The sequence below is a fragment of the Thalassospira lucentensis genome (assembly GCF_032921865.1).
GTDB lineage: Bacteria > Pseudomonadota > Alphaproteobacteria > Rhodospirillales > Thalassospiraceae > Thalassospira > Thalassospira lucentensis_A.
Genome location: NZ_CP136684.1, coordinates 3,687,771 through 3,712,076, shown reverse-complemented (window position 1 = coordinate 3,712,076; position 24,306 = coordinate 3,687,771). Strand labels below are relative to the sequence as shown.

23 protein-coding genes and 3 tRNA genes are annotated in these 24,306 nt (G+C 52.9%); 16 read left to right on the top strand and 10 right to left on the bottom strand.

The genetic code is table 11. The features are described 5' to 3' along the window. Nucleotides 1–190: 190 nt before the first annotated feature. The 6 genes from R1T41_RS17940 to R1T41_RS17915 form a co-directional block, all read right to left on the bottom strand. Complete coding sequence (locus R1T41_RS17940; protein WP_317338316.1) at nt 191–2,857, bottom strand: valine--tRNA ligase; 2,667 nt, start codon at nt 2,855–2,857, stop codon at nt 191–193. 90 nt (nt 2,858–2,947) lie between these two features. Then, the gene (locus tag R1T41_RS17935) at nt 2,948–3,547 is read right to left on the bottom strand and encodes a DUF2497 domain-containing protein (RefSeq protein ID WP_317338314.1); all 600 of its coding nucleotides are present in this window, start codon (nt 3,545–3,547) and stop codon (nt 2,948–2,950) included. A gap of 113 nt (nt 3,548–3,660) precedes the next feature. After that, nucleotides 3,661–3,960, bottom strand: coding sequence for a TolC family protein (locus R1T41_RS17930; RefSeq protein ID WP_317338313.1), 300 nt, complete (start codon nt 3,958–3,960; stop codon nt 3,661–3,663). Further along, nucleotides 3,917–5,014, bottom strand: a complete 1,098-nt coding sequence (locus R1T41_RS17925; protein ID WP_317338311.1) for a TolC family outer membrane protein — start codon at nt 5,012–5,014, stop codon at nt 3,917–3,919. Before R1T41_RS17925 ends, R1T41_RS17930 begins: the two co-directional genes overlap by 44 nt. Before the next feature lie 143 nt (nt 5,015–5,157). Continuing rightward, nucleotides 5,158–5,481 (bottom strand): rhodanese-like domain-containing protein, encoded by a 324-nt coding sequence (locus tag R1T41_RS17920; protein ID WP_317338309.1) that lies wholly within the window; start codon nt 5,479–5,481, stop codon nt 5,158–5,160. A gap of 86 nt (nt 5,482–5,567) precedes the next feature. Then, complete coding sequence (locus tag R1T41_RS17915) at nt 5,568–6,221, bottom strand: protein-L-isoaspartate O-methyltransferase (protein ID WP_317338307.1); 654 nt, start codon at nt 6,219–6,221, stop codon at nt 5,568–5,570. Between the two features lie 295 nt (nt 6,222–6,516). On the opposite strand from R1T41_RS17915, the gene R1T41_RS17910 reads away from it, so the two are divergent. The 5 genes from R1T41_RS17910 (at nt 6,517) to R1T41_RS17890 (ending at nt 8,346) form a co-directional block, all read left to right on the top strand. Beyond that, nucleotides 6,517–6,590 (top strand) — tRNA-Cys (locus R1T41_RS17910). A gap of 4 nt (nt 6,591–6,594) precedes the next feature. Continuing rightward, nucleotides 6,595–6,670: transfer RNA gene (locus R1T41_RS17905), tRNA-Asn, on the top strand. A 106-nt stretch (nt 6,671–6,776) separates the two neighbouring features. Continuing rightward, nucleotides 6,777–7,700: an aldo/keto reductase gene (locus tag R1T41_RS17900; RefSeq protein ID WP_317338305.1), complete on the top strand. Its 924-nt coding sequence runs from the start codon at nt 6,777–6,779 to the stop codon at nt 7,698–7,700. A 169-nt stretch (nt 7,701–7,869) separates the two neighbouring features. Then, a tRNA-Asn gene (locus R1T41_RS17895) sits at nt 7,870–7,945 on the top strand. Nucleotides 7,946–8,028: 83 nt separating this feature from the next. Beyond that, nucleotides 8,029–8,346: a hypothetical protein gene (locus tag R1T41_RS17890; protein ID WP_317338303.1), complete on the top strand. Its 318-nt coding sequence runs from the start codon at nt 8,029–8,031 to the stop codon at nt 8,344–8,346. A gap of 3 nt (nt 8,347–8,349) precedes the next feature. Here R1T41_RS17890 and R1T41_RS17885 read toward each other — a convergent pair whose 3' ends face one another. After that, nucleotides 8,350–8,985, bottom strand: coding sequence for a glutamine cyclotransferase (locus tag R1T41_RS17885; protein ID WP_317338301.1), 636 nt, complete (start codon nt 8,983–8,985; stop codon nt 8,350–8,352). A gap of 46 nt (nt 8,986–9,031) precedes the next feature. Beyond that, complete coding sequence (locus R1T41_RS17880) at nt 9,032–10,270, bottom strand: helix-turn-helix domain-containing protein (RefSeq protein WP_317338300.1); 1,239 nt, start codon at nt 10,268–10,270, stop codon at nt 9,032–9,034. A gap of 97 nt (nt 10,271–10,367) precedes the next feature. Here R1T41_RS17880 and R1T41_RS17875 point away from each other — a divergent pair, with 97 nt between their 5' ends. From R1T41_RS17875 to R1T41_RS17865, 3 genes are all read left to right on the top strand, one after another. Next, nucleotides 10,368–11,183, top strand: coding sequence for a DUF899 domain-containing protein (locus tag R1T41_RS17875; protein WP_317338298.1), 816 nt, complete (start codon nt 10,368–10,370; stop codon nt 11,181–11,183). A 541-nt stretch (nt 11,184–11,724) separates the two neighbouring features. Beyond that, nucleotides 11,725–13,374, top strand: a complete 1,650-nt coding sequence (locus R1T41_RS17870; RefSeq protein WP_317338296.1) for an acetate--CoA ligase family protein — start codon at nt 11,725–11,727, stop codon at nt 13,372–13,374. Next, entirely contained in the window at nt 13,299–14,414 is a 1,116-nt protein-coding gene (locus tag R1T41_RS17865; protein WP_317341592.1) for a GNAT family N-acetyltransferase, read from the top strand. The genes R1T41_RS17870 and R1T41_RS17865 overlap by 76 nt, the downstream gene beginning before the upstream one ends. 74 nt (nt 14,415–14,488) lie before the next feature. Here the strand turns inward: R1T41_RS17865 and R1T41_RS17860 are convergent, their stop codons facing one another. Together R1T41_RS17860 and R1T41_RS17855 are read right to left on the bottom strand one after the other, a co-directional pair. Beyond that, nucleotides 14,489–14,926 (bottom strand): MerR family transcriptional regulator, encoded by a 438-nt coding sequence (locus R1T41_RS17860; protein ID WP_062959980.1) that lies wholly within the window; start codon nt 14,924–14,926, stop codon nt 14,489–14,491. Nucleotides 14,927–15,068: 142 nt separating this feature from the next. Beyond that, on the bottom strand, nt 15,069–16,550 hold the full coding sequence (locus tag R1T41_RS17855) for a right-handed parallel beta-helix repeat-containing protein (protein WP_317338292.1): 1,482 nt from the start codon (nt 16,548–16,550) through the stop codon (nt 15,069–15,071). Between the two features lie 112 nt (nt 16,551–16,662). Here R1T41_RS17855 and R1T41_RS17850 point away from each other — a divergent pair, with 112 nt between their 5' ends. The 8 genes from R1T41_RS17850 to R1T41_RS17815 all read left to right on the top strand — a co-directional run bounded on the left by R1T41_RS17850 (nt 16,663) and on the right by R1T41_RS17815 (nt 24,263). Then, nucleotides 16,663–17,106: a hypothetical protein gene (locus R1T41_RS17850; protein WP_317338291.1), complete on the top strand. Its 444-nt coding sequence runs from the start codon at nt 16,663–16,665 to the stop codon at nt 17,104–17,106. Between the two features lie 115 nt (nt 17,107–17,221). Next, nucleotides 17,222–19,798: a protein translocase subunit SecD gene (secD, locus tag R1T41_RS17845; protein WP_317338290.1), complete on the top strand. Its 2,577-nt coding sequence runs from the start codon at nt 17,222–17,224 to the stop codon at nt 19,796–19,798. 159 nt (nt 19,799–19,957) lie between these two features. After that, nucleotides 19,958–20,743, top strand: a complete 786-nt coding sequence (locus R1T41_RS17840) for a DUF4198 domain-containing protein (RefSeq protein WP_317338289.1) — start codon at nt 19,958–19,960, stop codon at nt 20,741–20,743. 208 nt (nt 20,744–20,951) lie between these two features. Beyond that, complete coding sequence (cbiM, locus tag R1T41_RS17835) at nt 20,952–21,575, top strand: cobalt transporter CbiM (protein WP_317338287.1); 624 nt, start codon at nt 20,952–20,954, stop codon at nt 21,573–21,575. Nucleotides 21,576–21,578: 3 nt separating this feature from the next. Next, entirely contained in the window at nt 21,579–22,247 is a 669-nt protein-coding gene (locus R1T41_RS17830) for a hypothetical protein (RefSeq protein WP_317338286.1), read from the top strand. Continuing rightward, nucleotides 22,244–23,020: a cobalt ECF transporter T component CbiQ gene (cbiQ, locus tag R1T41_RS17825; protein ID WP_317338283.1), complete on the top strand. Its 777-nt coding sequence runs from the start codon at nt 22,244–22,246 to the stop codon at nt 23,018–23,020. The genes R1T41_RS17830 and cbiQ overlap by 4 nt, the downstream gene beginning before the upstream one ends. Further along, entirely contained in the window at nt 23,002–23,661 is a 660-nt protein-coding gene (locus R1T41_RS17820) for an ABC transporter ATP-binding protein (protein WP_317338282.1), read from the top strand. The genes cbiQ and R1T41_RS17820 overlap by 19 nt, the downstream gene beginning before the upstream one ends. Before the next feature lie 59 nt (nt 23,662–23,720). Continuing rightward, nucleotides 23,721–24,263 (top strand): DUF924 family protein, encoded by a 543-nt coding sequence (locus R1T41_RS17815; RefSeq protein WP_062949013.1) that lies wholly within the window; start codon nt 23,721–23,723, stop codon nt 24,261–24,263. The last annotated feature ends 43 nt before the right edge of the window (nt 24,264–24,306 follow it).

The window sequence follows — 24,306 nt, the reverse complement described above, 5'->3', positions numbered from 1 at the left end:
TTTACGGTTTCGACCTGTGGTCCGGACAATTTCGCATCGGGTCGTGGAGTGACGGGGTGGTCGCCAATTTATGCGATTCTGGCATTCTGGCGAGGATGAATTTCAAAAATCGGTCAAAGATATTGATCCGGGCAATGCAAAAGGGCCAATCCGATGGACTGGCCCTTTGACGTAATGACATCAACCGGAATTACATTGCCGCGATGCGGGCGTGTGCTTCCTGCAGTTTGGCAAGGGTATCGCGGGCTTCCTCAAGCTTGGCTTTTTCGGTCGCGACAATATGTTCAGGTGCGCGGCTCACAAAACTTTCGTTGGAAAGCTTGCCTTCCTGCCCCTTGATATATTTGGTTTTGCCGTCGATTTCCTTTTCAAGGCGAGATTTTTCAGCCGCAACATCAATGAAATCGGCAACCGAAACAAATACGGTCACACCATCAACAACGGTCTGGATTGCCCCTTTGGCGATGGTTTCGACATCGCCCTGCCCCTTGAATTCAACCGCGGCCACACGTGCCAGACGTTTAACCTGGGCTTCCTGTGCGGTCACCGCTGCCTGCATTGCATCGGATGCATCGACCAGATAGATCGGAACCTCAGCCGCAGGCGGTACGTTCATTTCGGAACGAACACCACGAATGTTACCGATCAGGCGGATGGCAAGATCGATTTCGTCTTCGGCGGCATGGTTAATCAATGCATCGTCGAATTTCGGATAAGCCTGCGACATCAGAAGCGTCGCACGATTATCAGCCGACTTTTCCCAAAGTTCTTCGGTGATGTAAGGCATGACCGGATGCAGAATCAAAAGAATCTGATCCAGAACCCATGCAGTCACCGCGCGAATTTCGGCCTTTGCTTCTTCGTCCTGCCCCATCAGAACCGGCTTTGCCAGTTCCAGATACCAGTCGCAGAAAGTCCCCCAAACGAACTGATACGCACCATTTGCGGCATCGTTGAAGCGATAGCTTTCGATACCCGATGCCACGGTTCTTGCAGCTTCGGCGGTTTTGCCAACAATCCAGCGTGCCAGTGTCGAATTGACATTGGCAGGATTGAAACCGTCAACCGGTTTGCATTCGTTCATTTCCGCAAAGCGGGCCGCATTCCAAAGCTTGGTCGCAAAGTTCCGGTACCCTTCGACGCGGGACGCGGCAAGTTTGATATCGCGCCCCTGTGCAGCCAGTGCCGTCAGGGTCAAACGCAGAGCATCACAGCCATATTCGTCAATGAGTTCCAGCGGATCAATCACGTTACCCTTGGATTTCGACATCTTCTGACCGTGTTCATCACGGACCAGTGCATGGATATAGACATCCTTGAACGGAACTTTACCGTCCATGAAATGCATGCCCATCATGATCATGCGGGCAACCCAGAAGAAGATGATGTCAAAACCGGTAACCAGCACATCGCCCGGATAGTATTTGTTCAGTTCCGGGGTCTTATCCGGCCAGCCAAGGGTCGAGAACGGCCACAATGCCGACGAGAACCATGTATCAAGAACGTCGGTTTCCTGGGTCAGCTCAACATCCTTGCCGAAATGCGCCTTGGCAGCAGCCAGAGCTTCTTCTTCGGTTTCCTCGACAAAGATTTCACCGTCCGGTCCAAACCATGCCGGAATGCGATGCCCCCACCATAGTTGGCGCGAAATGCACCATGGCTGAATGTTGCGCATCCATTCGAAATAAGTGTTTTCCCAGTTTTTGGGCACAAATTTGATACGGCCGTCTTCAACTGCCTCGGTCGCCGGCTTGGCAAGAACTTCGGCATTCACGAACCACTGATCGGTCAGGTAAGGCTCGATCACGACGTTTGAACGGTCGCCATACGGAACCATGTGAACGGTGTCTTCGATCTTCTCCAGAAGACCGAGCTCTTCCATTTTGGCAATGATCAGTTCGCGTGCCTTGAAGCGATCAAGACCACGATATTCATCCGGCGCTTCGTCATTGATGCGCGCATGGTCATCCATGATATTGATCTTTTCAAGATCATTACGCTTGCCAACTTCAAAGTCGTTGAAATCATGTGCCGGGGTAATTTTAACCGCACCCGACCCTTTTTCGGGATCGGCATATTCATCGGCAACGATTTTGATGCGACGACCGACGATCGGCAGAATGCAATATTGCCCGATCAGGTCCTTGTAACGTTCATCATCCGGATGAACCGCAACACCGGTATCGCCCAGCATGGTTTCCGGGCGGGTGGTGGCAACCGTGATGAACTGGCCTTCTTTGCCCTCGATCGGATATTTGAAGTGCCAATAGTAGCCTTTGACTTCTTTCTGAACGACTTCAAGGTCGGAAATCGCGGTCAGAAGTTTTGGATCCCAGTTGACCAGACGCTTGTCGCGATAGATCAGGCCCTGTTTGTGCAGGGTCACGAATACCTTGCGCACGGCAGCCGACAGGCCATCATCCATGGTGAAACGTTCACGCGGCCAATCCGGCGATGCGCCCAAACGACGAAGCTGGTTGGTAATGGTCCCGCCTGACTTTTCTTTCCATTCCCATACTTTTTCGACGAACTTTTCGCGGCCAAGGTCATGGCGTGTGACGTTCTGTTCGCCCAGCTGGCGCTCAACAACCATCTGCGTTGCGATACCCGCGTGGTCAGTACCGGGCTGCCACAGGGTGTCTTTGCCCGACATCCGGTTATAGCGCACCAGGATATCCTGCAGCGTAAAGGTCAGCGCATGCCCCATATGGAGGCTGCCGGTCACGTTGGGCGGCGGCATCATGATGACATAGGGATTGGCATTCGATGCCGGATCGGCGGCAAAAGCCCCCGATTTTTCCCATTTATCGTAAAGTCTGCCTTCAACGTCGGCCGGGCTGTATGTCTTCTCCAACATGGTCTTTTGATCCGCTGCGGGTTTTTATCAATACACAAAGAAAAAGCGGCGCACCGTTGGCGCGCCGCTGTAAATCATATTTCGGCTCGCCTACAGGTCTTCGGCGCGGTTCACGATCCGCTCGATTTCCTTTTTCACAAGGCGTTCGATCATATAGGGAAGGTTTTCGTCAAGCCATTCCTTAAGTAACGGGCGCAACATATCACGCACCAGATCTTCAAGCGTGATATGGCCTGCATTAAGGCCGAGAGCAACTGCGCGTTTCTTTGCAACGGCTTGCGCCAAATCCGAGATGGTTCCGGTAGCCGTGTTTTCAGTAACACGCGAAATCAGCGGCTCGTCATCTTCGTCGTCCTCATAAACCGCCGGCATTGCCGGTTCGGGTTCAGCGAAGTCATCAATCGGGTCTGGTTCGGGCTCTTCGAATTCGTCTTCTTCCGGGCTTTCGTCGAAATCGAGCATATCGTCGAGTTCGAGTTCTTCCTCGGGTTCGTCAAGTTCGAGTTCTTCGTCGAATTCAAGTTCTTCGGGCTCTTCGTCAAGTTCGAGCTCGTCGATCTCTTCTTCTATTTCCGGTTCGGGCTCTGGTTCAGGTTCCGGCATCGGTTCTGGTTCAGGAGCGGCCTGCTTCTTGTCGTCATCCCCTTCATCAGCAAGAATCTTGCGGATGGACTGGAGGATGTCCTCCATTGAAGGTTCTTGTTGCCCGTCACTCATTTTTTAACTTCCGCACTAGATTTCATTACCGAACCGCCCTTCTCCCCAAGGTCTAACAGGGCCCGAAGGCCCTGCCAGTATTCAGGTCAGTCCGTTCCCCACCACTGATCCTTGACTTTATTGTAGTTGGATTCAGTGTCATAAATTTCGACCGGAAGGCCGAGAACCTGCGCATTCAAGGCCCCCATCGCTGCCTTGACCTGGAATTCGGCAACCGCGGCATCACGGCGCGAACCAACTAGGTTAACGCGTGCCTGCAGCAATTCCTGTTCCTGATCAAGAACATCAAGAACGGTACGCGAACCGACAGATGCTTCGCGCTGAACACCATCAAGGGCAACTTCAGCCGAAGCGACCTGTGCCTGCTGGGAACTCGATGCTGGCACGTGCCGTCACAAGGGTTTCCCATGAGCTGGTGGCGTTCTCAATCACCGCACGACGTGCTTCGTCGACCTGAACACGGGCCTGACCAGCAGTCTGTTTCGCGGCACGAACCGATGAATAAACCGCGCCCTGCTGATAAAGAGGCACAGTGACCTGAGCGAGGACTTCGGCACTGTCAGCCGTCAAATCCTCCTGCGAGGATTCGTAAGCGCGCTGAACACCAGCGGTCAAATTGACTTCCGGATACAACGAGCCTTCGCTCAGGCGAATGTCGGATTTTGCCGCGTCTTCGGTATATTGGGCCTGAACCACGTCCGGATGCTGTTCCTGGGCAATCGCCAGAACATCCGTAACACTGGTCGGCAAACCAGACAGCGGGTTCGGAATTTCAAGATTATCAGGCTTGTTCCCTACCAGACGCTCGTACTGCGCGCGGGTATTTGCAAGGTTTCCCTGAGCCGAAATCAGATCGGCCTTGGAACCGGCAAGACGGGCTTCGGCCTGTGAAACGTCGGTACGGGTCACTTCACCAACCGAAAACCGGTCACGCGTTGCTTCAAGCTGACGTTCCAGAACGCGAACGTTGTTCTGGTTCAATTCGACAACAGCTGTGTCACGCAGAACGTTAAAATAAGCAGTCGCCACCTGCAGCAGCACATTCTGTTCGGATGAACGAAGTGACGCACGAGCCGCCCGGATGCGTGATTCTGCGCGTTCGGTCTCCGCGATGGTACGGCCACCACGATAGAGCGGCTGAACAACTTCCGCACCGACGGTATATGGCGTCAGGCTATTATCCGTTTCTGTATCATCTACATCGGTATTATATTCCCGAAAGCCTGCTTCGCCCGACAGCGAAACGTTCGGCCGCCAGTTTGACAGCGCCTGCGAGACTTCTTCATCCGTCGCACGGAGCGCCGCACGACCGGATTCCAGCGTCGGGTTGCTCTGATATGCCTTGATCAAAGCTTCTTCAAGGCTCTCTGCAGAAGCCCCATTGGCAGCGATGCCGCCGGTGGCCAGAATACTGCAGGTCAGCAAGAACCGTTTTAACATTTATCTACCCTTGTAAGATCCTACACCAAGTCCCGACCCCGGCGCAGTTTCGCATATGGTAACGACGGAACGAAAATTTTCCAAGAAAAGAGGCAGTTGTTTGAGAAAAAATAAAATTGCCGTCTTTTCCCACCGTCAAATCATCAATCGTAACGTGTCATATCCGGGTCAATTTCCAACGCCCAGACATCTATACCGCCCGCAACATTAAAAACATCTTTAAATCCGCGATCCTCAAGCAGCATCGCGGCATGGCGACTGCGAACACCATGATGGCAAAGAAGTGCTACCGGCTTTTCCGGGTCAAGTTCCCCTGCCCGGTCAGCCAGTTTGCCAAGAGGAATATGGATCGCGCCCGTAATTGCGCAAATCTCTAATTCCCAATCTTCGCGGACATCGACCAGTAATAGCGGATTGGTTCCGTCAAGGCTCGCTGCTAGCTCACTGCATCGGATATCGCACACCATTTTCCTGCCTTGGTTTCCTGAAAGGTTGTTCGGCTGGTTTAGATAAAATTTTGCCCGGAGATATTCCCGGGCAAAACAAAGTCATATCAGAATACGAAGCTTTCCACCGGCTCGAACCCGGGAAGATAGGGAATGTTCGCATCGAACAGATCACGATGCCCGACAACACCATTTTCACGTTCATAAAGACGTGCGACGCCAACCTTGCCCGGTGCGCGGACCACAACCAGCAAACGACCACCTTCGGACAACTGACCAAGAATATTGGCCGGAACCTCGGCAACCGCACCGTCAAAGACAATAACGTTATAAGGTGACTGCTTGGCATAACCTTTGGCCAGATCGCCTTCGACCACGATGACGTTGTCATAGCTGTGAGCCTGGAAGGTCTTTTCGGAAATCGATGCCATTTCCTTGTCGCTTTCAACCGCAACCACGGTTTCGGCAACACGTGACAGAACCGCCCCCGTGTAGCCATATCCCGCACCAATCACCAGAGCGACATCGCTCCGTAAGATTTCAGCAGACTGCATCAGGCGCGCAATTACCATCGGCTCCATCGCATACCGGCCATTTCCGACAGGAATATCTTCATCGACGTAGGCAATGCCACGTTTGCCTTCCGGCAGGAACAGTTCGCGTGGAACCTCCTCCATCGCAGCGATGACCAAGGGATCGGTGACCTTGTTGGTCCGAACCTGATTTTCCACCATGTTACGGCGCGCGATTTGGTAATCCATGTTTATCTGACCTGAAAATTCTCGCGAGAAAAAGCCTGCAACCGGTCTTTGTCCCCAAAACCACGTCACAGATGTTGCCCTGTTTATAGTCAGCACATGGGCAACTGACAACAACGGATCAAGAAGATCGGAGCAATTATTCGCTAAAACATGTTGAAAACATATCCAGAATGGATTTACCCGGGCGCAAATTGTTTGTTGGCGATCCCCCGGTCTGCATTCTGTTCAAAAATGTAAAATTGGGTGCTTGACGGCCTGTATTCGATAGGGCTATACACCGGCCAGCCAACGCTAAGGCGCGATGGCGGAGTGGTTACGCAGAGGACTGCAAATCCTTGCACGCCGGTTCGATTCCGGCTCGCGCCTCCACTAATCCGGCATAGCTCAGTTGGTAGAGCAAATGACTGTTAATCATTGGGTCGCAGGTTCGAGTCCTGCTGCCGGAGCCACAAACCCCTGGAACTCTGTTCCGGGGGTTTTTGCTTTTGTGCCCTGCCCCGCAAATTGCTACCAATGACACAACCAGTCGCAATGAATTTCCGGAAGGACCGATAGATGTCATCTCCTGTCTTACGCCGCCAAATGGCCAAGGATCTGAGTTTCTCGCAACTGGCGTGGGGTGCATGGCGTCTGCGCAACAGCGCGGATATCAGGAATACCGGAGATATTCTGGAACTGATCCACGCCTGCCTTGATGCTGGAATTACGACATTTGACCATGCCGATGTTTATGGTGGTTACGGATGCGAGGTCTATTTCGGCGAGGCATTGGCAAAAGCGCCGGAATTGCGCCGCAAAATGGAAATTATCACCAAATGTGGCGTGGCATTGGTCAAGGATACGCGGCCAGATCACCGGATCAATCACTACAACACGACCAAGGCCCATATCCTGCAATCGGTTGAAAATTCACTGCGCAATCTGGCAACCAATCATATCGACATGCTTTTGATCCACCGCCCCGGTCCCCTGATGATCGCAGACGAGATTGCCGAAGCCTTCAACGAACTTCGCAGGGCGGGAAAAGTACGCCATTTCGGTGTTTCAAACTTCACTCCGTCACAATTCAATCTTTTGCAAAGCCGCCTTGATGTGCCGCTTGCCACCAATCAGGTCGAATGTTCGGTGCTAGAACTTGCTGCGATCTTTGATGGCACATTCGATCAGATGCAACAAAACCGCATTCACCCGATGATCTGGTCGCCACTGGGCGGCGCACGCCTGTTTAACACCGAAAACGACGTGGCAGCCAAACGTCTGCGCCCCGTTCTTGAAAGAATGCGCGACAAATACGCCCTGCCCGGCATTGCCGAAGTAGCGATAGCCTGGTTGCTTCATCTGCCCTGTCAGCCGGTGCCAGTACTTGGCACCATGAAAGCCCATCGCATTACATGCGCGACACAGTCATGCAACGTTCAGCTTGACCGTCAGGACTGGTTTGAAATTCTGGTCGCCGCACAAGGTCATCCGGTCCCGTAAGCATTTAAAGGCACAGGAAACCGGTATTCAATAAACCGGAAAGCGATGGATATCCCGGTACAGTTAAAAAAGACAAATTTCAGGTCATTTTTTCACAAAAAGGTCTTGCGGGAACAAAGCCGTTTTATTATACCCCTGCCACGCGCTTCGAACGGAGCGTCAACCCTGATCCGGCATAGCTCAGTTGGTAGAGCAAATGACTGTTAATCATTGGGTCGCAGGTTCAAGTCCTGCTGCCGGAGCCAATTAAAAAGGGACCGAACAACTTGTTCGGTCCCTTTTTCTTTTGATATTGTTACACCTGCCCCAGAAATCGGACTGATCAACCATGAAAACAGCCAAAATCGAATTGAAACAGGTGAAGCTTGGCACGCTTGCCGGTGCAACGGATGGCTGGATGATCATCGGTGAAGATGACGTCATACATGGCCTTGTGCACCGGATCGATGGTGATCTGTATACGATTTCATCTACGACAGATGAACGTATTCAGGCATTTGGCTGGTGCCCGATGTTTGACAGTCTCGCCCATGTTCAAAACGATCTTGAAATTGCGCTGGCGATGCAAAGTGCCCACGAAGTCGAGGAATGGATAGAACAGTCCAATCGTTTTGATGACGAAGGCAACCACGGGCATCTTCACTAACGATTATGGCCGCACCGGACGCCCGACAACCCGAACCTTGCCGCTGGAACCACCACCACAGAAAAAGCGCGCAACACCGTCACTTTCCAAGCCAGAAACGCCAATGCCGGACGGCATTGTCAATCGATCCAGAACCATGCCGGTTTGCGGATTGATCCGACGAACATCACTTTCATCACCTTCCCATGTTCCGTGCCAAAGCTCGTTATCGATCCAGGTAACACCGGTGACAAAACGATCTGATTCAATCGTGCGTAGGACTTCGCCCGTTTGTGGATCGACCTGATGGATTTTCCGGTTGCGATGCTGCCCTACCCAAAGACTGCCTTCTGCCCAGGCCATGCCGGAATTGCCACCTTCGGGTGCCGGAATGGAATCCAGAACATGGCCGCTTTCCGGATCGATTTTGTAAATGCAATCCTCGGCGATCTGGAAAATGTGACTACCGTTAAAGGCCGTACCAGCATCGGCAGCGGCTTCAATCATGCGTATCGGGGTTCCGTTGTCGGGATCAATTGCATGGATCGTTTCACCAGCAGCAATCCACACATGGCGTCCATCATATGTTACCCCATGCACCTTATCGATACCCGGGAAAGGCCCATATTCGGCAAGAATCTCAGCTTTTCGATCAGTCATTTTCAAGCCCTTTCTATGATTGTGTTTCGCTTACGCAAGACACAGCCTAGTCAACGGGAAGTCGGCCAGGGAGTAACAATGTTGTCGTGAAACCGGGCGGTGGTGGTGACGTCCATCGCCGTGCACGTCCGCGGCCAATTGCACGAACTTTGCCAGCACGCGCCAATTCTTCAAGCGCCCTTTGCACGGTCCGTGCACTGGTATCAAGCACGATCGCCAATGCCGAACTCGACCATGCTTCGCCATCAGCCAAAAGCGCAAGAATGTTCGCGTTATTATCCTCCATCGGAGGAAGCAGAACCATTACCGACTGATCTTTTCCGACAGATTTAGGCTTCAGGATGAAGCCGGAATCGGTTGCCGTAATATTTGCGAAAACCCGGATCAATTTCCGCAACCGTCCGATTTCGACCCGCAATCGGGCACGATGCGTTTCATCGACATAACGGGCACCAAATACCCCGGATAAAAGAGAATCTCTGGGGGCATCTTTGGGCCAGCTTTCGCCAAGAATACGTAGAAGGTTGAAAAGCACCGGCCGGGTTGAAAGCGAAATTGCTACCCGCCCCTGACGAACGCCATACCGGCACGCATCAATAACAAGCATGTCCGATGCCATCAGGTCTTCGACTTCCTGCAGGATGACAAGCCGCTCCTCGCCCTTTGCAATAAGCCGCGCTGCCGGTGCATTCAAAGTTACATATGCTTTTTCGATTTCCGCGATCAGGACCGGCAGTTTTGCCGTCTGCGCCAAATGATTTGCCCGTTCAAGGGCCGCGCGGGCCACCCCCGCCTGAAGACGCCGCACAGCAATCCCAAAAAGGATCATTTCATGAGAAATCTGCAAAATCGGCGGCAAAATGTCCGGATTGATTTCGCTAAGCATTTGTTCGGCCTGTTCAAACTGTCCTGTCAGTAAAACATGCCTGATTTCAAGCTGCCTTGCATGCGCGGCATTCACATGATCACCACGCTGTTCAAGTATCCGGCGGGCGCTATCAAGGGCCTTTTCGGCCCATCCCAGATCACGAGACACCAGTGCAATTTCAGCTTCGGCAACAACGCAACGCGCACGTACCAAAGGTTCCGATGCACCAAAACCGCGTGCGGCCCGTTTAAGAAGCGCCCTGGCACGATCGAAATCCTCCAACTGGGCCAAGGCAATACCGCGCAGTGCCAGTGCCGGCGGATCATCCCGCAGACCGACGCATTTTAACGCGCCAAGCGGATCACCGGCTGACAAGGCTCGTGCGGCAGCTGTGATCAGGGAATCCATTATGGCCATTCAGGCATCCCAAATTGCGTCACGTTTGTTACTCCCCGGTTGAACGTCCCTTCGCCTAACCTTTGCCTATCGTCACCCGAAAGATAGGAAAACAGCAATGACGAATGCCAAAATGATTTCCAAACCTAACACGGAAAACCCGCGTATCGTCAGCCGCAATGAATGGCTTTCCGAACGCAAGGCACTTCTCGCCCGCGAGAAGGAACTAACCCGTCTTGGCGACGAGATCGCTGAAGCACGCCGTGAACTGCCATATGTCCGTATCGATAAAAACTACGTGTTCGATACGATTGATGGAAAAGGTTCTCTTGCTGATCTGTTTGACGGTCGCAGCCAGCTACTTGTCCAGCATTTCATGTTCGGACCCGATTGGGAGCAAGGCTGCCCGAGCTGTTCGTTCATGGCGGATCATATGGACGGTATAACGGTCCATATGGCGCAGCGCGATGTCACTTTCACCGCCGTTTCACGTGCGCCGCTTGCAAATATTGAACGGTTTCGCGCACGCATGGGCTGGAAATTCAGCTGGGTTTCCTCGCATGAAAGTGACTTCAACTATGATTTCAATGTCAGCTTCACCCCCGAAGAAACAGCCAAAGGTGAAATTCACTACAACTACAGCAAATGGCCACATGCCTTCGAAGAATGGCCGGGGCTGAGTGCCTTCATCAAAAACGACTGCGGCGAGGTTTTTCATACCTATTCGACCTATGGCCGCGGGGTCGACGCCATGATGGGCACATACAGATTGCTTGATCTTATGCCCAAGGGGCGGGACGAAAAAGATGTCCCGAACAAAATGGAATGGGTGCGGCACCATGACCTGTATGAAATGGCAGCAATGAAAACCGAAACTGAAACCGGTTCGGTCGAAGGCCTGTTTGACAGCGTCAAGAAAACCGCATGCCACTAGGCCCATCAGGCAAGAGATACAAAATGGGCAAAGAGCATCGCCAAGGCAGATATATTGGCGGCATGGCTTCGAAGGATGGTGGATATACCGCCATCCTCCGGATAGCTCGGTTGCTTCCATTTGCCGCATCCCCGGCCTTTGCGCTCATGGCGCTTGTCACCGGCATACCTAATGCCGGCAGGACGGATATAATTTGCCTGACAACGGACGATACATCGTACTTTAACGACATGGTTGTGATGTATCTGCTCATGAGCTTTTTTCACCTGCCACCGTGGCTGAAGGCCCTATCCGGTGGCACACAGCATCGGTCGGGAAACACAAGATCGTTTCGATAGGAACAGGATGTGACACTCCTGTAAAATCTTCGGGTCATCAGTGCTTTATTGACTCATAACAAATCAATATACTTGTCACCGTAATACGATCTCGCACGTGCACACATGCCATCCGCCGGGTGGTTTGATGCCAAACCAATTTTATCCGGGCCGCGGTCCCGTCAACAGGACGCGCAGCCAAAAGGCAAAGCGGGAATTCGGTGATGAGTACCATTAATCTCGACCATCTTTTCAAACCCAAGTCCGTCGCAGTCATTGGCGCATCGAACCGGCCCCATTCCGTGGGGCAGGTTATCATGCGCAATCTGCTCGCAGGCGGGTTTGACGGCCCGATCATGCCGGTCAATCCGCGCAGCCAGTCGATTGTCGGTGTCCTGGCCTACCCTGATGTTGAAAGCCTTCCGGTCGTTCCCGAACTTGCCGTGATCTGCGTCCCACCCAAAGCAGTTATTCCGACCATGGAATGTCTCTCTACCAAGGGATGTATGGCAGCCATTGTCCTGACGGCAGGCCTTGGCGCCGAGCAGTATGACGAAACCCGCAGCATCAAACAGGCAATGCTTGACATTGCCGCGCGTAACAAGATGCGATTGCTTGGCCCGAACTGTCTTGGACTGATGGTGCCGGGTATCGGGCTTAACGCCAGTTTCAGCCATCAAAGCATCGGCAGTGGCAAAATCGCGTTTGTGTCGCAGTCCGGGGCACTTTGTACCGCAGTTCTCGACTGGGCGGCAGCACGCGGCATCGGTTTTTCGCACTTCATATCGCTTGGTGAATGCGACGATGTCGATTTCGGTGATGTGATCGATTATCTGGGTTCCGATCCCAACACGCGCGCTATCATGCTGTATATCGAATCCATTCAGGAACGTCGCGGCTTTATTTCCGCCGCCCGCGCCGCATCGCGCAACAAACCGATCCTGTGTATCAAGTCGGGCCGCTTTGCCGAAGGTGCCGCCGCTGCTGCTTCACATACCGGCGCGCTGGCGGGTGCCGATGACGTGTTTGATGCAGCTATCAAACGTGCCGGTGTTCTGCGCGTTTATACGGTCACGGAAATGTTTTCGGCCGCCGAAACACTTTCTCGCATGCGTCCATTCCGGGGCGATAAGCTTGGCATTATTACCAATGGGGGTGGCATTGGCGTTCTGGCAGTTGATGCCCTGATTGAACGGCATGGCCAACTGGCCAAGCTCGAAGACAGCACCATTGATGCGCTTAGCAGTGTTTTGCCGTCAACCTGGTCACATGCGAACCCCGTCGATATTATCGGGGATGCGCCGGGCGAAAGATATGCAAAGTCGATTGATGCGGTTCTGAAAGATCCCAATATCGACAGCCTTCTTGTCATGCATGCACCGACGGCCATCACCGATCCGGTTGAAGTTGCCCAAGGCGTGATTAATGCCATCAAGGACAGCCGCAAGAACATCCTGACAAATTGGGTTGGCGAGGCAACGGTCGCCAAGGCCCGTAACCTGTTTTATGCCGCCGGGATTCCGACCTATCGCACACCAGAAAACGCGGTCGCGGCCTTCCAGCATATGGTAAACTACCGCAAATTGCAGGAAGTCCTGATGGAAACGCCCCCGTCAGTACCACAGGACTTTACGCCGGAAACGGACAAGGCACGCCAGATCATCCATACGGCCATCCATTCGGGTCGCGATATGCTGACCGAGCCGGAAGCAAAGGCGGTTCTGGAATGCTATGGCATCAATACGGTCAAAACCGTAGCCGCAAATCAGTTGATGACGCCGTCGAAACGGCGGATGCTATCGGCTATCCGGTTGCACTTAAAATCCTGTCGGATGATATCAGCCACAAATCTGACGTTGGCGGTGTGGTTCTGAATATCGACAGTGACGAGGAACTGCGCGCTGCCGGCAACAAGATGCTGCGGACCGTCAAACAGAAATTCCCGAACGCCCGGGTGCGTGGCTTTACCGTTCAGGAAATGATCAAGCGTGCAGGTGCGCGTGAATTGATCGTTGGCATGACCACCGATCCGATTTTTGGCCCGGTGATCCTGTTTGGTCATGGCGGGGTCGAGGTCGAAGTGGTCCGAGACCGGGCCATGGCCTTGCCGCCATTGAACATGAAGCTGGCACGCGAACTTGTTGAAGGTACGCGCATCTACAATCTGTTGCGCGGCTATCGCGATGTACCGCCGGTCAACCTCGAACAGCTTTACGTCACGCTGGTGCGGTTGTCGCAGTTGGTCGTGCATCTTGGCGAAGTCCTTGAACTCGACATGAACCCGCTTCTGATTGATCAGACCGGCGTGATTGCGCTGGATGCCCGCATCAAGGTAACCCCGAAAGTGGTTAGCGATGACCAGCGTCTGGCGATCCATCCCTATCCGCGTCATCTGAAACAGGAACTGATCCTGGATGACGGAACGAAATATCTGCTGCGCCCAATCAAACCCGAGGACGAACCGAAGCACTATGAATTCATGTCGAAACTGACACCCGAAGATATCCATTTCCGGTTCTTTGGATCCGTTCGTGAACTGCCGCATTCGGAAATGGCCCGCCAGACACAGCTTGATTACGACCGAGACATGGCCTTCCTTGCCATCGTGCCAAATGGTCCGGAAGAAGGCGAAATCCACGGTATTGTTCAGGTCGTGATCGATCCCAATAATGAACATGCCGAATATGCGATTATGGTGCGCTCGGACATCAAGGGTCGTGGCCTTGGCCGTGTGCTGATGGAAAAGATGATCGAATATTGCCGCCAGAAAGGAACAGAGACCTTTATCGGGCAGGTTTTACCAGATAACCGCCGGATGCTGACGCTTTGTGAAAAACTGGGATTCTCGCGCAAATATCTTGCCGACGAGGAAGTATTCGAGGTCACCCTGCCCTTGCAACGCGACGTTGCCTGATTTCGGCTTGATCCATCATGAAAAAGCCCGGTCATATTGGCCGGGCTTTTGTCTAATTGGATAGTGTCAGCAAGTCATGCGGTTTCAGGCACCGGTTTGGCTTTGATATTTGCCAATGCCTTTTCCGGGTCGATACCCTTTTCGCGCAACGCATCGGCAGCCTCGCTTTCAATTTTACGAAGTTCGCCCAAGGTTGTCTGAACGTCTTCAAGCTGCTGTTCCAGCTCGGAAATGCGACGACGTCCAACCAGCATCAGATGCGCCAGCTGATCGGCACCCGACCGTTCGGCGTCGTACAGATCAATATATTCCTTGATATCTTCAAGCGAGAAACCAAGACGCTTGCCACGCAGCACCAGCATAAGGCGCGCACGATCCCGGTAATTGTATACGCGCGTGGCACCCGCCCGCTGTGGCGACAGCAGGCTTTTGGTTTCATAAAACCGGATGGCACGTGGCGTGATGTCGAACTCTTCGGCAAGCTCGGTAATGCTGTACAGCTTATCGTTCATGTTTTTTCTTATTGAATGAATGCAATAACGCAGCATCGCAACAACGGGACTTACAAGTCAATATATTTACGCTTACGTCACCTCGCTGCAAGCCATACCCAATATTACGACAACGTCGCCAGATCACCTAATCCACTGCGTTTTAATTGTTTTCGTCGATCCTGGCTCGGACATATGCCAAATCAACCGGCACGTAGTCCGGCCCGGCAACCAGCCTTTTGCCAGTTAATGCCCCTGGCCAGCTTTTGGGATCGGATTTCCAGACAGTGCCGTCTGGCATTTGAACTTCAAGTGCATCGTCATATCCTTCGGCATGGCCTGAAACCAGTTCCAGATCACCGCAAATGCCCGCCTTGAATATCGGCCCGAAAGCCGGGCGCGGATTATAAAGCACGCCGGGCCAAGCATCGAATATCGCCGGATAGGTCGCATGATTGCATAAATCACCGGAAAACATCACGCTGCGATCTTCTCCAAGATCAAGTTCATAGGTCGGACCAAACAATGTCTGATCGATTGACATCAGATTGATCGGCAATGTCGCCGGATCGGCATAACCTATGGCATTGCGACGGTTCTGCCACATTCTGGTCGCGCCCTTTTTGACGTACTTCTGGCGTAGGAAGAAGCTGTTGTGGAAGCATTCAAATGGCAGGTTTGGCTGCGCATGGCTTGCTTTGCCGAATTTGAAAACGGCACCACCATTATTTTCGTCACCTTTCGGCCCCGGGCGGCTGTCGAACCAGCCACGGTTGCCAAAATAATACCAATACCCGCCAGCCAGATTATCCTGCGAAAACAGTTTGTGGCAGTTATAGAACTGGTTATAGGCCACCCACCAGCCAACAGCAGTTGCTTCGGGTTCGACCGGGTTATCGCGCACAAAACTGAACCGGTTATCGATTATCCTGACATTGCGATTAAAACTGCCGATAGGCTTTTGCATATTGGCCGCAGATACATCCATTCGAATGGCGTTATAGCAATGTCGAATATCATTCCCACGGATCAGAACATCGCCCGCAATGTCATCCGCACCAAAGAATGCACCGTTCAGATATCTATATGGGGCTTCCTTGCCCGGCGTGATTTCACCATCATGGATCATCGCCCAGTCAAGGTAACGCCAGATCACGTCATCCTGAATCCAGTCGCAATTTTCGATGGTGATGCGTGATGCATGCTCGCCCGTTGCATAAAAGGCATATGTTCCACCACGGATTTGCATGTTTTTGAATGTCAGATCGTTGCTGTCGCGGATATAAACGGCACTTGGCCATGCGCGTTCGATACGGATATTATCAAGGCGGATATGGCGCTTTCCGATGATGCGAAACGCCGCATATCTGGCACATCCGGGATCGGTTGCCGAAACTTCCGGATCGGGCGGACGACGACCGTCCAGTATCGCACCATATTCACCGCGAATGATGATTGGCTGATCTTCAAGCCCGCTGATCGGAATATCGACAGGTTCCGGCAGGAAATAGTTTCCCGGCATCAAACGGATCAGATCACCAGGCGCACAATTGGCAACCGCATTATGAAGTGTCGCGGTTTCCCGCCAGGCAGAATCCACCCAATGACGTCCACCATCCGGCGTGACATAAACCATCCTGAGCATTCCGTATTCCCCTTGTTTACCCCGAATTCCCCGATAAGTTTTTTATTACCGGGCTTGTGTTTTTTGGCCGCCACGCCATATCTGGCGCTGTTTCAGCGCGTTCCGGACCATTATGCCGCAACCAGTCAGCCAAGCCGCACAGGCAACAGATCATTCTGATCGCAGTCAGTCCCTACCGGGGCTGTTGCGCCATGCTGCATTTTGCCTGATCGCTTGCGCGCTTGTTCTGTTTGGTGGCGGGACTTCAATCACTGCCAAGCCGCTTTCCGACGGGTCGACTTTCCCCTATCCGTTTAACACCGTCAATCACGATAGCGGTCCGTCGCAAGCAGTCCTTCCGATGGCACCGGATCGTGCCATCGCAGGCAACCGCCAGACCCCGGACGATGTACCGTCCCATCAGCCAACCTTCCCCGATGATGCCGCAGTTGTGCCGTCGGTCACACCGCATGCCGCCGCGCAATGGGCGACCCTCATCTTTGTGGCGGGTACGATCACGACACATAGCGCAGAAATTCTTCCCGTTTCTCCGCGTGCTCCGCCCTTCCGGGCCTGATTTTCATTGTTTAAAACCGCGGCTAGATCAGCGCCGTGTTTCCAGAAATATCAGGTGACAGCACCGCCGGACATCAAACTGGTCCGGCTCGATTGCTGTGCGGAGTTCATTCTTCATGCGTACATCAAGATGGCGTGTAGTTGTCTATGCCCTTGTCCTTCTGACAGGATTTCTGACAGCCCTGCCTAACCTTTTCAATCCGGCCCAGCTTGCCAACTGGCCAGCCTTTTTACCCACCCGACAGGTTGCCCTTGGGCTTGACCTCAAAGGCGGATCGCACCTTGTTCTGGAAATCGATACCGCAGCAATGATTGCCGAACGGCTTGAAATCGCGCGTGACGATGTGACAACGGCCCTCCGCAAGGCCCATATTGCGACTGATAACATTCAGATCAGCAAAGATCAGGTGATTGTAACCCTGCCGGACGCCAAGGATCACGACGCTGCCCTTGATGCCCTAAAAGACCTTACCAATGCGCAAGTTGATACACCGCGACACGGATCGACAGCGGAATTTGTCATTACAACACCGCGCGATAACAGCATTTATATAGCACTTAGCGAACAAGGCATTCGCAATCGGGTTGACGCCAGCGCCCAGCAAAGCCTAGAGATCATTCGAAGCCGGATCGATCAGATCGGTGTGTCCGAGCCCACCATCCAACGGATTGGCAGTGATCGCGTCCTGGTGCAGTTACCGGGCATTCAGGACCCGTCTCAGGTCAGAAAACTTCTGGGAAGCACGGCAAAGCTTGGCTTCCATATGTTGGCCGACCGTAACGGAACAGACAGGCGCGACAGTAGTATCCTTACAGTGAAAGACAAGGACGGCCAAAGCTATCACCTGCATCGTACTCCGGCCCTTTCGGGCGATCATCTTACAGATGCACATGCCGGTTTTGATCCGCAAAGCCATCAGCCGGTTGTCAATTTCCGGTTTGATACGGCCGGTGCGGCAAAGTTCGCCGATATCACACGTGCCAATGTCGGAAAACCCTTTGCCATTGTTCTTGATAACGAAGTCCTGAGTGCTCCGGTTATCCGGGAGGTAATAACCGGTGGCTCAGGCCAGATCAGCGGCAGCTTTACGGTCGGCGAAACGACGACACTGTCAGCCCTATTGCGTGCGGGCTCCCTTCCCGCCCCAATGACCGTAATCGAAGAACGAACTGTGGGCCCTGACCTTGGAGCGGATGCAATCGAAATGGGTCTTTATACCGGCTTGATCGGGTTGGCTCTGGTAACCGGATTGATGTTTTTCCTTTATGGCCGCTGGGGTCTTATTGCCAATCTGGCATTGGGCCTGAACGTTATGCTGACATTCGGTGCCCTTGGTCTTATGGGGGCGACACTTACCCTTCCTGGTATTGCCGGGATTGTTCTGGGGATAGGGCTAGCCGTGGATGCCAACGTTCTGATCAACGAACGTATCCGTGAGGAGACCAAACGAGGGCTTTCGGCCTTCATGGCGCTCGATTCCGGGTTTAAGCGTGCCTATGCCACGATTGTGGATTCAAACATCACAACCCTTATCGCCACTGCTCTTCTGTTTGAGTTCGGATCAGGCCCGGTGCGCGGCTTTGCCATCACGATGGGTCTCGGCATTCTGATTTCCATGTTTACCGCGGTTGCCGTTGTTCGGGTCATCATGACCGAAATCGTCTGGCGCACACGGATGAAAAAGCTCGTTATTGAACCGCTTTGGCGTTTCATGCCCGAAAAAACCAGCATTTCCTTCATGCGGGCACGTTTTCTTGGCATCGGTATGTCGCTTTTGCTGTCAGCCATTTCAATCGGGTTGTTCTTCAAACCCGGTCTCGATTACGGCGTTGATTTCAAGGGCGGTATTCAGATCGAAGTTGCAGGAGGCAACCTGGATGACGGCAGTAGTCCCCTTGACCTTGGAACCTTGCGACAGGGACTTTCAACATTGGGGCTTGGCGATGTCAGCCTTCAGGATATCGGCAAGGATGACCATATCCTGATCCGGGTTGAACGTCAGCCGGGCGGCGAACAGGCACAAACCGCAGTTGTCGAAACCGTCAAGAAAGCAGTTCAATCCATTGATCCGGCAGCGGATTTTAAACGCACCGAAGTCGTTGGCCCCAAAGTCAGCGGTGAACTCGCTCAGTCCGGTGTCAGTGCCGTCATCTTCGCAAGCCTCGCAATGCTGGGCTATATCTGGTGGCGGTTCGAATGGCCGTTTGCCGTTGGCGCGATTGTTACATTGGTCCTTGATGTGACCAAAACAATCGGCTTTTTCGCGGTTATGGGACTCGACTTCAATCTGACCGCCATTGCCGCCCTGCTGACCCTGATCGGCTATTCGGTCAATGACAAGGTGGTGGTTTATGACCGGATGCGTGAAAACCTGCGACTTTATCGAAAGATGCCGATGCGTGAAATCATCGACATGTCGATCAATCAGTCACTTGCGCGCTGCCTATTCACATCGCTTACAACCCTGTTTGCGATGGTGCCTATGGCAATCTGGGGCGGGTCTGCCGTTGAAAGCTTTGCCGTTCCGATGGTGTTTGGTGTTGTGATCGCCACGACATCGTCGATCTATATCGCGGCACCAATCCTGCTGTTTCTTGACACATGGCGGCAGAAACAGCGCCAGAAGCATGTGGGATTGGCATCAGAAACCAATGACGAGCCAATGATCGAGGCATCTACCAGCCAACAATAGTCTCTGGCGATATCGAAACCGGCTTTCATTGCCGGTTTCGATACACCCCGAAAATCATACGTTTTTAAATATTTTATGAAATATTTCATTTCAATGGATTGACCCGACAAATCGGTCGCCATAGGCTACGGCATCATTTCAGCATCACAGGACAGAAAGATGTCGTTTCCTTTTCGGTTTATCACAACCATGGGTTTCTCATTTGGGTTTCTGATCAGTGCACAACATGATGCGCAAGCCCACTTCCAGAAGATGATCCCGTCAACCAATGTGGTGACACAGGAAACCGGGCGCGATGTTGACGTCGATCTGACCTTTACCCACCCAATGACCGATGGCCCGGCTATGGAAATGGCCCGCCCGGTTCAATTTGGCATCCAGACCAACGGCAATAAAACCGATCTTGGCGACAGTCTGGTGGCAAAGACGGTCGATGGCAAAGCAGCGTTTGACGCAACAATCAGCATTGATCGTCCGGGCGGATATGCGCTTTATGTCGAACCGGTTCCCTATTTCGAACCATCCGAGGGCAAATACATCATCCAGTACACCAAAACGATCATTGATGCGTTTGGTGCTGGTGAAGAATGGGACCAGATGGTCGGCTTCCCGGTGGAGATAGAGCCCCTGACCCGCCCCTATGGCATCTGGACCGGAAATGTGTTTAGCGGGATCGTCCGTCATAACGGCGAGCCGGTACCGTTTGCCGAGGTCGAGGTTGAATATGCCAATGATGGCAGCATCACGCTGCCGAACGACAGTTTTTCAACACAGGTCATCAAGGCCGATGGCAATGGTGTTTTCACCTATGCCATGCCACGTGATGGTTGGTGGGCGTTTGCCGCCCTGATCGAAGATGGCACGATGGCCGCCCCCGGATCGAATGATCAGGTTCCGGTCGAACGCGGCGGTGTCATCTGGGTCAAAACCGACGCGATGGAGTGATGCTCCCAACCAGACGCACAGCATCGTCATACTTATTTATAAAAAATATGAAACCTGCTTGACTTCGCGACAGCGAAATCGCTACGCTTTTCAGGCAGGTTTTATAGCCTATCTGCCTCACCGGAATAAAATCAATGCGCCGTTCCATCCGTTTGCAGGCCTGCCTGTAAGCTGATGGATTGCAAATGCGCTTTACAGGGATTTGACCATGCACATCGTCGACGGAGCCCTATCGAGTGAAGTCGTTGTCACTGGTGCGGTTCTGGCTGTTACCGGCATCAGCTACGGGCTTCGCAAAATCGATATTGATGCGATGCCCCGCGTGGCGATGATGAGTGCCGTCTTCTTCGTTGCCTCCCTGATCCATGTTCCCGTCGGGCCAAGCAGTGCGCATCTGATTGTAAATGGTTTGGCTGGCTTGATGCTGGGCTGGTCCGTTTTCCCGGCGATATTCATCGGACTGTTGTTGCAAGCAGTTTTCTTTGGTTTCGGCGGCATTACGGTTCTGGGTGTCAATACAGTCAATATAGCCCTGCCCGCCGTTTTGATGTGGTGGCTGGTTTCACCGTTTCTGGCACGTGCCGAAGGCAAATTGGTCCTGCTGGCGGGTTTTGTTGCCGGGTCCGGTGCTATTGCCCTTTCAAGCATGATGGTCGGCCTGTCACTTGCCGCCAGCGGACAGGGATTTGTTCCGACGGCAAAGCTTGTTGTCATGAGCCACATCCCGGTTATGGTGGTTGAAGGTATCCTCACCGCAGCAGCCGTTCATCTCGTCAAGAAAGTCCGTCCGGTCATGCTGGCCCCCGCCGGTTCGCTTCGAAGCGTTGCCTGATAGATGCCCCGATTTCCCTCATTATATGCAATTGCTGTTCTGATCGGCACGCTGTTCACATGCGTCAATGCACAAGCACACAGCCTGCACGTTTTTGCGATGGGAAACGGTGACGTCATTGACGGCTATGCCTATTTCGGGGGTGGCGCCCGGCCGCAAGATGCAGAAATCCAACTTCTCGATGATACAGGCCGCGTTGTCTTTGCTGGCAAGACAGATGATCAGGGCGAATTCAAACTTCGCGTCAGTCACCGGCAAGATTATGTCATCGAAGCTAATTCCGGTGATGGCCATATCGCCAGCTTCAAAATCAATGGTGATGAGCTTTCCGATCAATTGCCGTCAGGTAGCGGAGACATCAATATTGATGTCAGCCAGATTGACACGGCCTCATCCCTCCAAAGCAAAAAAACACCCCCCTCATCGACAACCATTGCCAGAGCCACTTCTGACGCGATAGTCACCCTTTCACGGGACGAGTTGGACAGCCTGATTGACGCTGCTGTATCCCGCCATGTCCGGCCCTTGCGCGAACAGCTGGTTGCCTATGAGGACAAGGTCCGATTTTCCGACCTTCTGGGTGGCATCGGTGTCATCGTCGGAATATTCGGGGCCTTTGCTTGGTTTCAGGCCGTAAAATCACGCCCCCGTCAGCAGAATAAAAAACCATGATCGGGGCGACAAATGTCCTTATACCGTCACGATCCAGTTCGATTCTGTCGCGAATTGATCCACGATTTCGTTTACTGGCGGCTCTCGCGCTGATTGTAACTGCGGTCAGTTTTTCAAGCTGGCAACCATTGGCAATGCTGGTTCTGATCGCTGCTATCATTACCGGCTTTGCCAAACCGGACTGGCCCAGAACGCTTAAAATGGTTTTGGCCATGGATGGCTTTATCCTTGTGATGCTGATCATGCTGCCCTTTACCGTTCCCGGTCAGGTGATTTTCACCTTTTGGGATTTTGACGCCAGTTATCAGGGATTGTTTCAGGCCATCCTGATCGCGCTTAAGGCAAATGCGGCGATCCTTATTCTGATTGCACTGGTGGGCGGAATGGATGCAATCCTTCTGGGGCGGGGTTTGCAGGGAATTTACATTCCGGCAAAGCTGGTGACGCTTTTCATGTTTACCGTTCGCTATATCGATCTTTTGCGGCAGGAATATCTGCGCCTGCGTCTTGCCATGCGGGCACGCGCTTTTGTCGCGCACAACAATCGCCATAGCTGGCGCAGTTTTGGGTATTTGCTGGGGATGCTGCTGGTACGCGGCCATGATCGTTCGGAACGCATTCTTTGGGCGATGAAATGTCGTGCGTATCACGGTCATATGCATTTCGGCTCCTTGCCCCGGTTATGCCCGCAGGATTATCTGTTTGCGGCGGCGACCATTCTTTTCGCCATTGCACTGATCGGGCTGGAGGTCGCATGTCCGGCGATGATCTGATCACTGTCAAAAACCTGCATTTCACCTTTTCCTCCGGGCGCAAGGTATTGAATGGTGTCAACCTCTCCCTGCGCACCGGCGAAAGACTGGCACTGCTAGGCACCAATGGCGCTGGTAAAAGCAGCCTGTTGCATTGTTTGATGGGTTTGGTCCCGGTGGAGAACGGCGAGATCGCCATTCTTGAGTCAAGATGCGAAACAGAAGCCGAATTCCGCGCCGTCCGCGGCCGGGTCGGATTGCTGTTTCAGGATTCCGATGATCAGCTTTTCTGCCCGACTGTTCTTGAAGACGTGATGTTTGGCCCGCTCAACCTTGGTCAATCACGCGAAGATGCGCGAAAAATTGCTCTGCAAATGCTATCGGATCTGGGGCTGGACGGATTTGAAAATCGGATCACCTATCAGCTTTCCGGTGGTGAAAAGCGACTGGTGGCGCTTGCGACCGTGCTAGCGATGTCGCCCGAAATTCTGCTGCTTGACGAACCCACCAACGGGCTTGATGCCGATGTCGAAAAACGTCTGATCGAAATTCTGCGTTCCCTGCCGCAGGCAATGCTGATCATTTCACATGATCGGCTGTTTCTTGATCAGGTCGCGACGCGTTCAGTCCGCCTTCAGGACGGCGTCATATCCCAAGCCTGACTTGCTGGCGCCTACATGCTCGCCTATGCTGCGCCAACATCAAAAAACGGGAAGCCCTCATGAAACCTGAATCCATCCTCGTTTTCTGGTTCAAGGAACTAGAACCCAAACAATGGTTTGAAAAAGATATCACGCTTGATCGTCATATCACTGAACGCTTTGCCGATTTTCATGCTGCCGCGGCAGCCGGGGAGCTATATGGCTGGCGAAAAAACGCACATGGTCGACTGGCAGAAATCATCATTCTGGATCAGTTTTCACGCAATATCTATCGCGACAAACCCGATGCGTTTGCCTGCGACACGATGGCACTTGTTCTGGCCCAGGAGGCCGTTGCCCAAGGGTTTGACGCGAAATTGACCAAACCCGCCGAAAAATGCTTTCTCTATATGCCTTATATGCATTCGGAATCAGAAGCGATCCACGAAGTTGCACTAAAGCTGTTTGACCAGCCGGGCCTGGAAAACAACCACGACTATGAAATCAGGCACAAACAGATCATTGATCGTTTTGGGCGTTACCCCCATCGCAATGCAATCCTTGGCCGGGAATCCACTCCCGAAGAAACAGCATTCCTGAAGGAACCGAATTCTTCGTTCTGAACATCAAAAAGTGGATGGTGTTGACCATCCCCTTTTGTGTTTT

Excerpts from the sequence above, each read along its gene's own strand:
- R1T41_RS17925 (WP_317338311.1), bottom strand. The coding sequence starts at position 5,014 with ATGTTAAAACGGTTCTTGCTGACCTGCAGTATTCTGGCCACCGGCGGC.
- secD (WP_317338290.1), top strand. The coding sequence starts at position 17,222 with ATGCGTACATCAAGATGGCGTGTAGTTGTCTATGCCCTTGTCCTTCTG.
- R1T41_RS17900 (WP_317338305.1), top strand. The coding sequence starts at position 6,777 with ATGTCATCTCCTGTCTTACGCCGCCAAATGGCCAAGGATCTGAGTTTC.
- R1T41_RS17830 (WP_317338286.1), top strand. The coding sequence starts at position 21,579 with ATGCCCCGATTTCCCTCATTATATGCAATTGCTGTTCTGATCGGCACG.
- R1T41_RS17920 (WP_317338309.1), bottom strand. The coding sequence starts at position 5,481 with ATGGTGTGCGATATCCGATGCAGTGAGCTAGCAGCGAGCCTTGACGGA.
- R1T41_RS17940 (WP_317338316.1), bottom strand. The coding sequence starts at position 2,857 with ATGTTGGAGAAGACATACAGCCCGGCCGACGTTGAAGGCAGACTTTAC.
- R1T41_RS17870 (WP_317338296.1), top strand. The coding sequence starts at position 11,725 with ATGAGTACCATTAATCTCGACCATCTTTTCAAACCCAAGTCCGTCGCA.
- cbiM (WP_317338287.1), top strand. The coding sequence starts at position 20,952 with ATGCACATCGTCGACGGAGCCCTATCGAGTGAAGTCGTTGTCACTGGT.
- cbiQ (WP_317338283.1), top strand. The coding sequence starts at position 22,244 with ATGATCGGGGCGACAAATGTCCTTATACCGTCACGATCCAGTTCGATT.
- R1T41_RS17850 (WP_317338291.1), top strand. The coding sequence starts at position 16,663 with ATGCCGCAACCAGTCAGCCAAGCCGCACAGGCAACAGATCATTCTGAT.
- R1T41_RS17935 (WP_317338314.1), bottom strand. The coding sequence starts at position 3,547 with ATGGAGGACATCCTCCAGTCCATCCGCAAGATTCTTGCTGATGAAGGG.
- R1T41_RS17885 (WP_317338301.1), bottom strand. The coding sequence starts at position 8,985 with ATGACTGATCGAAAAGCTGAGATTCTTGCCGAATATGGGCCTTTCCCG.
- R1T41_RS17815 (WP_062949013.1), top strand. The coding sequence starts at position 23,721 with ATGAAACCTGAATCCATCCTCGTTTTCTGGTTCAAGGAACTAGAACCC.
- R1T41_RS17820 (WP_317338282.1), top strand. The coding sequence starts at position 23,002 with ATGTCCGGCGATGATCTGATCACTGTCAAAAACCTGCATTTCACCTTT.
- R1T41_RS17890 (WP_317338303.1), top strand. The coding sequence starts at position 8,029 with ATGAAAACAGCCAAAATCGAATTGAAACAGGTGAAGCTTGGCACGCTT.
- R1T41_RS17875 (WP_317338298.1), top strand. The coding sequence starts at position 10,368 with ATGACGAATGCCAAAATGATTTCCAAACCTAACACGGAAAACCCGCGT.
- R1T41_RS17915 (WP_317338307.1), bottom strand. The coding sequence starts at position 6,221 with ATGGATTACCAAATCGCGCGCCGTAACATGGTGGAAAATCAGGTTCGG.
- R1T41_RS17840 (WP_317338289.1), top strand. The coding sequence starts at position 19,958 with ATGTCGTTTCCTTTTCGGTTTATCACAACCATGGGTTTCTCATTTGGG.
- R1T41_RS17860 (WP_062959980.1), bottom strand. The coding sequence starts at position 14,926 with ATGAACGATAAGCTGTACAGCATTACCGAGCTTGCCGAAGAGTTCGAC.
- R1T41_RS17855 (WP_317338292.1), bottom strand. The coding sequence starts at position 16,550 with ATGCTCAGGATGGTTTATGTCACGCCGGATGGTGGACGTCATTGGGTG.
- R1T41_RS17880 (WP_317338300.1), bottom strand. The coding sequence starts at position 10,270 with ATGGCCATAATGGATTCCCTGATCACAGCTGCCGCACGAGCCTTGTCA.